Source organism: Actinacidiphila alni (assembly GCF_900112845.1).
Lineage (GTDB): Bacteria > Actinomycetota > Actinomycetes > Streptomycetales > Streptomycetaceae > Actinacidiphila > Actinacidiphila alni.
Map to the genome: position 1 here is coordinate 142,832 of NZ_FONG01000009.1, position 11,061 is coordinate 153,892.

General features: G+C 72.5%; 10 protein-coding genes. 1 reads left to right on the top strand and 9 read right to left on the bottom strand.

The window, feature by feature from the left end; all coding sequences use genetic code 11:
- Position 1: 1 nt before the first annotated feature.
- The 8 genes from BM076_RS17175 to BM076_RS17210 all read right to left on the bottom strand — a co-directional run bounded on the left by BM076_RS17175 (position 2) and on the right by BM076_RS17210 (position 9,264).
- Positions 2 to 1,216 carry a phosphoglycerate kinase gene (locus BM076_RS17175; RefSeq protein ID WP_093714438.1) on the bottom strand — a complete coding sequence of 405 codons (1,215 nt, stop codon included), beginning with the start codon at positions 1,214 to 1,216 and terminating at the stop codon, positions 2 to 4.
- 161 nt (positions 1,217 to 1,377) lie between these two features.
- Positions 1,378 to 2,382, bottom strand: coding sequence for a type I glyceraldehyde-3-phosphate dehydrogenase (gene gap / locus BM076_RS17180; protein WP_093714439.1), 1,005 nt, complete (start codon positions 2,380 to 2,382; stop codon positions 1,378 to 1,380).
- Between the two features lie 188 nt (positions 2,383 to 2,570).
- Positions 2,571 to 3,548, bottom strand: coding sequence for a DNA-binding protein WhiA (whiA, locus tag BM076_RS17185; protein ID WP_093714440.1), 978 nt, complete (start codon positions 3,546 to 3,548; stop codon positions 2,571 to 2,573).
- Positions 3,539 to 4,543 (bottom strand): gluconeogenesis factor YvcK family protein, encoded by a 1,005-nt coding sequence (locus BM076_RS17190; RefSeq protein ID WP_093714585.1) that lies wholly within the window; start codon positions 4,541 to 4,543, stop codon positions 3,539 to 3,541. The genes whiA and BM076_RS17190 overlap by 10 nt, the downstream gene beginning before the upstream one ends.
- A 2-nt stretch (positions 4,544 to 4,545) precedes the next feature.
- Positions 4,546 to 5,472, bottom strand: coding sequence for an RNase adapter RapZ (rapZ, locus tag BM076_RS17195; protein WP_245796114.1), 927 nt, complete (start codon positions 5,470 to 5,472; stop codon positions 4,546 to 4,548).
- Entirely contained in the window at positions 5,469 to 7,556 is a 2,088-nt protein-coding gene (gene uvrC, locus BM076_RS17200) for an excinuclease ABC subunit UvrC (protein WP_093714441.1), read from the bottom strand. The genes rapZ and uvrC overlap by 4 nt, the downstream gene beginning before the upstream one ends.
- A gap of 201 nt (positions 7,557 to 7,757) precedes the next feature.
- Positions 7,758 to 8,660, bottom strand: coding sequence for a hypothetical protein (locus BM076_RS17205; protein ID WP_093714442.1), 903 nt, complete (start codon positions 8,658 to 8,660; stop codon positions 7,758 to 7,760).
- A 4-nt stretch (positions 8,661 to 8,664) separates the two neighbouring features.
- The gene (locus BM076_RS17210; RefSeq protein WP_093714443.1) at positions 8,665 to 9,264 is read right to left on the bottom strand and encodes a papain-like cysteine protease family protein; all 600 of its coding nucleotides are present in this window, start codon (positions 9,262 to 9,264) and stop codon (positions 8,665 to 8,667) included.
- 443 nt (positions 9,265 to 9,707) lie between these two features.
- On the opposite strand from BM076_RS17210, the gene BM076_RS17215 reads away from it, so the two are divergent.
- Positions 9,708 to 10,529 carry a hypothetical protein gene (locus BM076_RS17215; RefSeq protein ID WP_407640667.1) on the top strand — a complete coding sequence of 274 codons (822 nt, stop codon included), beginning with the start codon at positions 9,708 to 9,710 and terminating at the stop codon, positions 10,527 to 10,529.
- A 27-nt stretch (positions 10,530 to 10,556) separates the two neighbouring features.
- Here BM076_RS17215 and BM076_RS17220 read toward each other — a convergent pair whose 3' ends face one another.
- Positions 10,557 to 10,979: a Rieske (2Fe-2S) protein gene (locus BM076_RS17220; protein WP_093714444.1), complete on the bottom strand. Its 423-nt coding sequence runs from the start codon at positions 10,977 to 10,979 to the stop codon at positions 10,557 to 10,559.
- Between the last annotated feature and the right edge of the window lie 82 nt (positions 10,980 to 11,061).

An 11,061-nucleotide genomic window follows, 5' to 3' on the forward strand; every position in this document is an offset into this window, starting at 1 on the left:
ATCAGCCCTCCAGGGCCGCAAGGCCGGGGAGGGTCTTGCCCTCCAGGTATTCGAGGCTCGCGCCGCCGCCGGTGGAAATGTGGCCGAAAGCGTTCTCGTCGAAGCCCAGGATGCGGACGGCCGCGGCCGAGTCGCCGCCGCCGACCACGCTGAAGGCGTCGGAGTCGAGCAGCGCCTGCGCGACGGCGCGGGTGCCGTCGGCGAAGTCCGGGTGCTCGAAGACACCCATCGGGCCGTTCCAGAAGATGGTCGCGGTGTCGGCGAGCTTGGCCGCGAACAGCTTGCGGGACTCCGGGCCGATGTCCAGGCCGATCAGGTCGGCGGGGATCGCGTCCACGGCCGCGTTGACCGGCGAGGACGGCGCCTTCGTCTTGAGGTCGGGGAACTCGGTGGCGCCGACGACGTCGACCGGCAGCACGAATTCCACGCCCTTGGCCTTGGCGCGCTCCAGGTAGTCGAGCACCACCGGGATCTGGTCCTCCTGGAGCAGGCTCTTGCCGACCTCGTGGCCCTGGGCCTTGAGGAAGGTGAAGACCATGCCGCCGCCGACCAGGATGCGGTCGGCCTTGTCCAGCAGGTGGTCGATCACGCCGAGCTTGTCGGAGACCTTGGATCCGCCGAGCACCACCGCGTAGGGGCGCGAGACGTCCTCGGTGAGCTTCTTCAGGACGCCGACCTCGGTGGCGATCAGGCCGCCGGCGGCGTGCGGGAGGCGGGCCGGCAGGTCGTACACCGAGGCGTGCTTGCGGTGCACGGCGCCGAAGCCGTCGCCGACGTAGGTGTCGGCCAGTTCGGCGAGGCGGTCCGCGAAAGCGCCGCGCTCGGCGTCGTCCTTGGCCGTCTCGCCGGCGTTGAAGCGCAGGTTCTCCAGCAGCGCGACCTGCCCGTCGGCCAGGCCCGCCACGGTGGCGGTGGCGCTGTCGCCGACGGTGTCGGTCGCGAAGGTGACGTCCTTGCCGAGCAGCTCACCGAGCCGCTTGGCCACCGGGGCGAGCGAGAACTGCGGGTCGGGCTCGCCCTTGGGGCGGCCGAGGTGCGAGGCCACGATCACCTTGGCGCCGGCCTCGGCGAGCTTGCTGACGGTGGGGACGGCGGCCCGGATCCGGCCGTCGTCGGTGATGGTGTCCCCGGAGAGCGGGACATTGAGGTCGGCGCGGACGAACACCCGCTTGCCGGCGATCCGCCCCTCGCTGATCAGGTCGTCGATCGTCTTCATCTGTACGGTCTCCTACGGGTACTGCGGCGGGTACTGAGAGCCACGGAAGGGCGCCGGAGGCGCCGGAGAGCGCGGGCAAGGGACAGGGTCCGGACCGGCGCGTCGTCGCGCCCGTCCGGACCCTGTCCCTCACATCGCTGTGTGCGTCGGCCGCTGGGCCGTCAGAGCTGGCCGCCGACGAAGACCGAGAGGTCCACGAGGCGGTTGGAGTAGCCCCACTCGTTGTCGTACCAGCCGATGACCTTGACGGTCTTGCCCTGGACCATGGTCAGGGACGAGTCGAAGGTGCAGGAGGCCGGCCAGTTCACGATGTCCGAGGAGACGATCGGGTCCTCGGTGTACTCCAGCAGGCCCTTGAGCTGGCCCTCGGACGCCTTCTGGAAGGCGGCGTTGACCTCGTCCTTGGTGACCTCGCGCTCCAGGTCGACGACCAGGTCGGTGACCGAGCCGGTCGGGACCGGGACGCGCATGGCCAGGCCGTCCAGCTTGCCCGCCAGCTCCGGGATGACCAGCGCGGTGGCCTTCGCGGCACCCGTGGTGGTCGGGATGATGTTCTCGGCGGCGGCGCGGGCGCGGCGCAGGTCCTTGTGCGGGAAGTCCAGGATGCGCTGGTCGTTGGTGTACGCGTGCACCGTCGTCATCAGGCCCTTGACGATGCCGAAGTTCTCCAGCAGCACCTTCGCCATCGGCGCCACACAGTTGGTGGTGCAGGAGGCGTTGGAGATGATGTGGTGGTTCGCGGGGTCGTACTTGTCCTGGTTGACGCCCATCACGATCGTGATGTCCTCGTCCTTGGCGGGCGCCGAGATGATGACCTTCTTGGCACCGCCCGCGATGTGCTTGCCCGCGTCCGCGGCCTTGGTGAAGATGCCGGTCGACTCGATGACGATGTCGACGCCCAGCTCGCCCCACTTGATGGCGGCGGGGTCGCGCTCGGCGAGCACCTTGATGGTCTTGCCGTCGACCGTGATCGAGTCGGCGGTGTGGCTCACCTCGGCCTTGAGGCGGCCCAGGATGGTGTCGTACTTCAGCAGGTGCGCCGTCGTCGCGGTGTCACCCAGGTCGTTGACAGCCACGATCTCGATGTCCGCACCCTGCTCCAAGGCGGCGCGGAAGAAATTACGACCGATGCGGCCAAAGCCGTTGATGCCTACCCGGATCGTCACGAACCGATCTCCTCGCTCATTCGCCGGAGCCCTCTCCGGCTGCGAAATATGGGATGTCCCCGACCACGCCCGAGCCTACCCGGCCCGGGCCCGGGAGGTGACATCGGGCCGCGCGCCCGGCCGACCGGCCGCGCCCCGCCGGGGACGCGTCCGCTCCGTCCGCCCGGCGGGTGCCCGCGGTGCGCCCCTCAGCCGACCATTTCGTCGGTGAGATTGGCGTCGGTGCCGGGAAGGCCCAGGTCGGAGGCGCGCTTGTCGGCCATCGCCAGCAGCCGGCGGATCCGGCCGGCCACCGCGTCCTTGGTCAGCGGCGGCTCGGCGAGCGAGCCCAGCTCCTCCAGTGACGCCTGCTTGTGGTCCATCCGAAGCTGCCCGGCCGCCGCCAGATGTTCGGGTACGTCGTCGCCGAGGATCTCCAGCGCGCGCTGCACGCGGGCGCCGGCCGCCACCGCGGCCCGGGCGGACCTGCGCAGATTGGCGTCGTCGAAGTTGGCGAGCCGGTTGGCGGTGGCCCGCACCTCGCGCCGCATCCGGCGCTCCTCCCAGGCCAGCACCGAGTCGTGGGCGCCGAGCCGGGTCAGCAGCGCGCCGATCGCGTCGCCGTCGCGTACGACGACCCGGTCCACATTGCGGACCTCGCGGGCCTTGGCGGGGATCTGCAGCCGGCGGGCCGCGCCGACCAGGGCGAGCGCGGCCTCGGGTCCCGGGCAGGTGACCTCCAGCGAGGAGGAGCGGCCGGGCTCGGTGAGCGAGCCGTGGGCGAGGAAGGCGCCGCGCCAGGCCGCCTCGGCGTCGCAGGTGGCGCCGGAGACGACCTGCGGGGGCAGGCCGCGGATCGGCCGGCCGCGGCCGTCCACCAGACCGGTCTGCCGGGCGAGCTGGTCGCCGCCCGCGACGACCCGGACCACGTACCGGCTGCCGCGGCGCAGCCCGCCGGGGGCCATCACCACCAGGTCGGAGGCGTGCCCGAAGATCTCCAGGATGTCCTTGCGCAGCCGGCGCGCCGCGATCCCGGTGTCCAGCTCCGCCTCGATCACGATCCGGCCGCTCACCAGGTGCAGCCCGCCCGCGAACCGCAGGATCGACGAGACCTCCGCCTTCCGGCAGCAGGTCCGGGTGACGGGAAGCCGGGAGATCTCGTCCTTCACCGCTGCCGTCATCGCCATGGGCCGATCCTTCCACGCATACGAAAAATCCTGTCATACGCGGCGGCCAACAGCTCCGGGTCGTGCCGCGGCCCGTCGGGGGCGGCGACCGGAGCCAGCTCGACCGTGCCGCCCAAACGCTGCGCGGCCTCGGAGAGGCTGTCGCGGTCGGGTACGGCGGCCTCGTCGGCGAGAACCACGTCGATGGTGAGTTTAGGGGCGTGTCGGGCCAAAACCTCCAAGTGACGCTGCGGAGAAAATCCTTCCGTCTCTCCCGGCTGCGGCGCGAGGTTCAGCGTGAGGACCCGTCGGGCCCTGGTGCTCATGACCGCCTCGGCCAGCTCCGGCACCAGCAGGTGCGGGATCACCGAGGAGAACCAGGAGCCGGGTCCGAGCACCACCCAGTCGGCGTCGAGCACGGCCTGCACGGCCTCCGGCACGGCGGGCGGATCGACCGGTACGACCTGGACTTCCTGCACTTCACCGGGGGTGAGGGCGACGGTGGCCTGGCCGCGTACGGTGCTGATCTCGTCGGGCAGCGCCGGGTCGTGGCCGCGGACGATCGCGTGCAGGTCGAGCGGCACCGCGGACATCGGCAGCACCCTGCCGTGGGCGCCCAGCAGCCGCCCGACCCACTCCAGTGCGGCGACCTCGTCGTTCAGCTGTTCCCACAGCGCGACGATGAGCAGATTGCCGACCGCGTGGCCGTGCAGATCACCCTCGCTGGTGAAGCGGTGCTGGACCACTCGGGCCCATGTCCGCCCCCATTCGTCGTCCCCGCACAGCGCGGCGAGCGCCTTGCGCAGGTCGCCGGGCGGCAGGACGCCCATCTCCTGCCGCAGCCGTCCGCTGGAGCCGCCGTCGTCCGCGACGGTGACCACCGCGGTCAGGTCGCCGGTGATCCGGCGCAGTGCGGCGAGCGAGGCGGCCAGGCCGTGCCCGCCGCCGAGGGCGACCACCTTGGGCGGCACCCCGGCGCGGCGGTCCGGACTCCGGCGCCGCCGCCGACCCGTCATGATCACTCGCGCCCCATGTCCCTGTGCACCGTCACGGTCTCCACCCCATCCGCGGCCAGCCGCGCCGCCAGCCGTTCCGACATCGCCACGCTGCGGTGCTTGCCGCCCGTGCAGCCGACCGCGATCGTCACGTACCGCTTGCCCTCCCGGCGGTAACCGGCGGCGATGATGTGCAGCAGCTCGGCGTACCGGTCGAGGAACTCCTTGGCGCCGGGCTGGTTGAACACATACTGCGCCACCTCGTCGTTGAGCCCGGTGAAGGGGCGCAGTTCCGGCACCCAGTGCGGGTTGGGCAGGAAGCGGCAGTCCACCACCAGGTCGGCGTCGACGGGCAGGCCGTACTTGAAGCCGAACGACATGACGGTGGCCCGGAGTTCCGGCTCCTCCTCGCCGGCGAACTGCGCGTCCAGCTTGGCGCGCAGTTCGTGCACGTTGAGGCTGGAGGTGTCGATCACCAGGTCGGCGTCGCCGCGCAGTTCGCGCAGCAGGTCGCGCTCGGCCGCGATGCCGTCGACGATCCGGCCTGAACCCTGCAGCGGGTGCGGGCGGCGCACCGACTCGAAGCGGCGCACCAGCGCCTCGTCGGACGCCTCCAGGTAGATGATCCGGCGCTTGACGCTGCGGGTGGCGAGGTCCGCGAGGGACTCGCGCAGATTGTCGAAGAACTGCCGGCCGCGGACGTCCACGACCACCGCGATCCGGGCGACATTGCCCTGCGAGCGGGCGCCGAGGTCCACCATCGTGGGGATCAGCGCGGGCGGCAGATTGTCGACCACGAACCAGCCGAGGTCCTCAAGACACTTGGCCGCGGTGCTGCGGCCCGCTCCGGACATGCCGGAGATGATCACCAGTTCGGGGATGGCCTCGACGGCCTCCCCCGCTCCGCCGGAAGTCACGTGCTTTCCGTCCTGTTCGTCCTGCTCGCTCATGTGCTCTGCCCCCGATGGTCGGACGGCTCCGCCCCGGGCGGGACGCCGTCGTCAGCTTCGATGATCTCTCCGGTCGCGGTGTTCACCGCGGGTGCGGCCGGAGCCGCGGCTGCCAGGGTCGCGGCGACCGTCTCCGCCGTACGGCGGCCGATCCCCGGGACCTCGCAGATCTCCTCGATCGTCGCCGAGCGCAGCCGCTTCAGCGAGCCGAAGTGTTTCAGCAGGGCCTGCCTGCGGGTCTCGCCGAGCCCCGGTACGGAGTCCAGCGCGCCCGCCTTCATCGACTTGGAGCGCTTGCTGCGCTGGTAGGAGATCGCGAACCGGTGCGCCTCATCGCGGACCCGCTGGAGCAGGTACAGGCCCTCGCTGGACCGCGGCAGGATCACCGGGTCGTCGTCGCCGGGCAGCCACACCTCTTCGAGGCGCTTGGCGAGGCCGCACACGGCGACGTCGTCTATGCCCAGCTCCGCGAGCGCCTTCTGGGCCGCGGCGACCTGCGGCTGGCCGCCGTCGACCACGACGAGCTGCGGCGGGTAGGCGAATTTGCGCGGCCGTCCGGTGTCGGGGTCGATCGGGCCCGACACCTGCTCCTCGTGGTCCGCGGTGACCTCGCCGGACTCCAGCGATCGGCCTGCCTCGCCGTCCCATTCGCCGGTCTTCTGCTTCTCCAGCAGATAGCGGCGGAAGCGGCGGGAGATCACCTCGTGCATCGACCGGACGTCGTCCTGCCCGGCAAAGGATTTGATCTGGAAGCGGCGGTATTCGCTCTTGCGGGCCAGGCCGTCCTCGAAGACCACCATGGACGCGACCACGTCGTCGCCCTGGAGGTGGCTGATGTCGTAGCACTCGATCCGCAGCGGCGCGGTGTCCAGGTCGAGGGCGGCGGCGATCTCCTCCAGGGCGCGGGAGCGGGTGGTGAGGTCGGAGGCGCGCTTGGTCTTGTGCAGCGCGAGCGCCTGCTGGGCGTTGCGCTGCACGGTGGCCATCAGGTCCTTCTTGTCGCCGCGCTGCGGGACGCGCAGGCTGACGTGAGAGCCGCGGCGGTCGCTGAGCCACTGCGCGACCGGTTCCGCGGGGGTGGGCAGCGCGGGCACCAGCACTTCCTTGGGCACACCGCCGCTGCCGCCGGAGTGCTCGGCGTCACCGCTCTCGTCGCCGTACAGCTGCTGGAGCGCGTGCTCGACCAGGCCCGCGGTGTCGACCGCCTCGACCTTGTCGGTGACCCAGCCGCGCTGGCCGCGGACCCGGCCGCCGCGGACGTGGAAGATCTGCACGGCCGCTTCCAGCTCGTCCTCGGCGACCGCGATCAGGTCGGCGTCGGTGGCGTCGGCGAGCACCACCGCGTTCTTCTCCATCGCGCGGCGCAGCGCCTCCAGGTCGTCCCGCAGCCGGGCGGCCTGTTCGTACTCCATCGCGCTCGCCGCGTCCTTCATCCGCTGCTCCAGGCGGCGCAGATAGGTGCCGGCGTGACCGGCCATGAAGTCGCAGAATTCCTCGGCCAGTTCGCGGTGCTCGTCGGCGCTGATCCGGCCGACGCAGGGCGCGGAGCACTTGCCGATGTAGCCGAGCAGGCAGGGGCGGCCGATCTGCGCGGAGCGCTTGAACACCCCGGCGGAGCAGGTGCGGACGGGGAAGACCCGCAGCAGCAGGTCGACGGTCTCGCGGATCGCCCACGCGTGCGCGTACGGGCCGAAGTAGCGCACGCCCTTGCGCTTGGGACCGCGCATCACCTGGACCCGCGGGAATTCCTCGTTCATCGTCACGGCGAGCGACGGATAGCTCTTGTCGTCGCGGTACTTGACGTTGAACCGCGGGTCGAACTCCTTGATCCAGGAGTATTCGAGCTGCAGCGCCTCCACCTCGGTGGAGACCACCGTCCACTCGACGGAGGCGGCGGTGGTCACCATCGTGGCGGTCCGCTGGTGCAGGTTGGTGATGTCCTGGAAGTACGAGGACAGGCGCTGGCGCAGGCTTTTCGCCTTGCCGACGTAGATCACCCGACGGTGTTCGTCCCGGAATTTGTAGACCCCGGGAGAGTCGGGGATCTGGCCCGGCTTCGGTCGATAGCTGCTGGGGTCCGCCATGTCTCCCACCCTACTGGCGGGATGCGACATTCCCGCCTGCGGCGCGGACCGGCCGGCGGGCGCGCGGGGACGGGACCACGCGGTCGACGGCTGGGCGGGCAACGGGCGCGCGGACGACGGGACGGGCGGGCGAGAAGTGGGGCGGGCGACGGGATGGGCGGGCGACGGGCGGGGTGGGGTGCCGCCCGTCGCCCGCCGGTCTCACCGCGCGGCGGGCACCCGGGCGGTACGCCGGCGCCGCGCCGTCCAGGCGCCCGCCGCCGCGAGGCCCAGCGCCGCCGCGCCCGCGCCCGCCGCGACGGCCGCGGGGTCCGTGCCGCCGTCCCGCGCCGCCCGCGGACGGAAGCCGCCGCCGGAGCCGTCGCGGTCGTACACGGAGCCCGGCAGCTTGTCCGCGTAGCGGCCGTGCACCTGCCGCTGGTACGCGGCCACGGTGGCGCCGTGCGCCCCCACCGCCTGCCGCGCCTCGTCGTTCAGCGGCAGGACGCGCCCGGCGCGCAGTGCGTACCAGGCGTTGATCTGCGGTTCGCGGAAGACGCTGCCGCCGCCGTCGGCCGCCGCGCGGGCCGCGTAGCCGCTCTCGTCGGCGCCCGAGGCGATGTTGACGACCTTCCAACTGCCGCCGCTGCGCACCGTCCAGACCGAGGCGGTCCTGCCGTCCGCGGCGACGGCCTCGGTGGCCCAGAAGTCGGGCAGCGCGACGGGCGCGGCCGGATCACCGGAGACGAAGGCCGGGTTGAGGGTGTTCACCTCGACGGTCGGGCCGGTGACATGGGCGCGGTCGGCGGGGCCGGCCGCGGCGGGACGCGCGGCCGGGCCGACGGCGTCGGGCCGCGCGGCGGGGGCCTTGCCGCCCGACGCCGATGTGCCCGCCGTGCCCGCCGAGTGGGCCGCCTCCGACGCGAAGAACCGTCCGGCGAGGTCGAGCGCCGCCGGGGAGGAGGCGGCGCCCCGGGCGGTGCTGCCACTGGGGTCGGAGGCGGAGGTACGGGGGTCGGAGACACGGGGTGCGGCGGGGCCGCTGTCGGCGTGGGCGGCACCGGCCGCGCCGAGCAGGGTGACCGTCAGCGCCGCGGTCGCTGCCGCGGTGAGATACCTGTGCACGGCGTCACGCCCCGATCCGGTAGAGCGAGTGGGTCCAGGAGAAGCTGCCGTTGCTGACGTAGTAGCTGTAGTCGGCCCAGTTGTAGCGGTAGTCCGACGGCCACGGGTCGCCCCAGTACACCCAGTTGTTCGCAGTGTCGTAGCCGTAGATGACCTCCATGTGGCCGCCGCCGGACGACCACTGGATGCGGGTCTCGACCGGCCGGCCCGCGTTGATCTCGCTCTGCAGCGTGCCGTAGCCCAGGTAGCCGGTCACATAGCTGCCGGGCGTGATGCCGATGGCGCGGAAGGCGGTCTGCACATTGGCGAGCGTGGCCTGCGAGTTGGGGCAGGAGGAGCCGGTCGACCGGTTGAACGCCAGGTCGCAGAACTGGTTCTGGGTGTAGCCGTAGCCGTACCAGCTCGCGATGGTGTTGCCGCTGCCGGCCCAGCACCAATTGCTCTGCTGCTGTTGCTGCATGGTGATGTCGAGGATGTTCTGGGTGGCGTTGGCGGTGCCCGAGCCGAGGGCGAGGGCCCACAGGAGGGTGACGCCGAGCGCGGTGACCCTGCGGCGCAGGGACCTGCGGGCGGTACGGGGTACCGCCGCGGATGCTGGGGGCATGGTGTACCTCACGAGGGTGGGGGTGGAGGGACGCCCCGAGCATCCCGGGGTTGTCCTGTACGGGTCAACGGGCTTCAATACAGGGGCGAACGCGGTGTGAACGCCGCGCTCCCGGATGTGAACAGCCGCCGAGGACGAGCAGCTCACCCGCGGCGCGCGGCCCCCGCCCGGCCCCGGCCGCGGTGAACATTCACCCCCGTGCCCCGGCACGTCCGGCAGGACGCGATCCACCAGGACGCGTCCCGCGAGCAGACGTCCGACAACCCGCGTCCGACGATCCGTATCCGACAATCCGCATCCGACAGCACGCATCCAGCGGCACGCATCCGGCAGGAGCGAGGACATGGCACCGAGGACCGACCTCGCGGAGGCGCTGCGCACCGGCCCGTTCGACGCGGCGCTGCGGGCGGCGCTGGCCGCCCGGGGCCTGGCCCCTGCACCGGGTGCGGCACCGGCTCGCGCAGCGCGGCGTCCAGGTCGGGGTGACCAGCCTCAGCTACTGGCAGCGCGGGCTGCGCCGCCCCGAGCGGCCCGAATCACTGCGCGCGGTGGCCGCGTTGGAGGAGATCCTGGAGCTGCCCGCGCACTCGCTGCGGCGGCTGCTGCCACCCCGGCCCTCCCCCGCCGCCAGGGACCGCCCGCAGTCCCGGCCGTACCGTTCGCTGCTGGAGCAGGCGCCCGCGCTCACCGGCATCCTCGACGAGCTGGGGTCGCCGGCCGACGGCGGGCTGCACACCGTGCTGCACGTCGAGCGGGTCCGCATCGGGGCCGGCCGCGAGCTGCTGGCCCGCGATTCGCAGCAGATGGTGCGCGCGCACCGGGACGGTGTGGACCGCTATCTGGCCATCCACCACGGCGATCCCGGCTGCGCGGTGGACGGCGTGACGCTCCGGGCGTACGGCGGCTGCCGGGTCGGCCGGGTGCGGCGGCACGCGGCGGCCGGGGTGGTCGTCGCCGAGCTGCTCTTCGACGCGCGGCTGCGCAGCGGCGAGACCGCGCTGCTCGACTACGGCTTCACCGACGGCTCGGGACCGCCGAGCACCGAATACGTGCGCGGCTTCGTGTTCGGCGGCGGCCAGTACGTGCTCGGGGTGTCCTTCGACCCGGCCGCGCTGCCGGTGCGCTGCGAACGCTTCGAGCAGGCCACGCACAGCACGGCCCGCCGCGCTGTCGGCGAGGCGCCGCTCGGGCCCGGCGGGGCCGCGCACTTCTTCCAGGAGGCGGTGCGGCCCGGCCTGCTGGGCCTGGCCTGGGAATGGGCGTGAGAAGGGCTTTCCGCGTGTCCCGTCCGGTCAGGCGGCGGGGCCCGCGGTGAGCTTGCCGCCGGAGACGGTCACGGTGACGGCGGGCAGCGGCTTGGTCGCCGGGCCCTGGACGACGGCGCCGGTGTCGGCGTCGAACTGGCTGCCGTGGCACGGGCAGGAGATCGTGGTGCCGTCCACCGAGTCGACGACGCAGCCCGCGTGCGTGCACACCGCGCTGAACGCCTTGAAGGTGCCCTGCTTCGGCTGTGCCACCACGACCTTGTCGTCGCGGTAGAGCTTGGCGCCGCCGACCGGCACCTCACTGGCCGCGCCCAGCTCCACCGGCTTCGTCGGCCCGTCGGACGAACCGCCGCCGGAGCCGCCGCACGCGGTGAGGCCGAGCCCGGCGGCTCCGGCCAGGGCGGCGCCGCGCAGCACGGTACGGCGGCAGGCGGGCAGTTCGGTGGTCATGGGCGCTCCAGGTCGGGGAAGTGGGGAGGATCTCGCGACCCGAACCCTACGTCCCCGACCTGTCCGTTCCTTCTGTGCCGCG

Bases quoted from the DNA above. Each gene is read 5' to 3' on its own strand.
- BM076_RS17175 (WP_093714438.1), bottom strand. From the start codon at position 1,216: ATGAAGACGATCGACGACCTGATCAGCGAGGGGCGGATCGCCGGCAAG.
- whiA (WP_093714440.1), bottom strand. From the start codon at position 3,548: ATGGCGATGACGGCAGCGGTGAAGGACGAGATCTCCCGGCTTCCCGTC.
- BM076_RS17190 (WP_093714585.1), bottom strand. From the start codon at position 4,543: ATGACGGGTCGGCGGCGGCGCCGGAGTCCGGACCGCCGCGCCGGGGTG.
- rapZ (WP_245796114.1), bottom strand. From the start codon at position 5,472: ATGAGCGAGCAGGACGAACAGGACGGAAAGCACGTGACTTCCGGCGGA.
- uvrC (WP_093714441.1), bottom strand. From the start codon at position 7,556: ATGGCGGACCCCAGCAGCTATCGACCGAAGCCGGGCCAGATCCCCGAC.
- BM076_RS17210 (WP_093714443.1), bottom strand. From the start codon at position 9,264: ATGCCCCCAGCATCCGCGGCGGTACCCCGTACCGCCCGCAGGTCCCTG.
- BM076_RS17220 (WP_093714444.1), bottom strand. From the start codon at position 10,979: ATGACCACCGAACTGCCCGCCTGCCGCCGTACCGTGCTGCGCGGCGCC.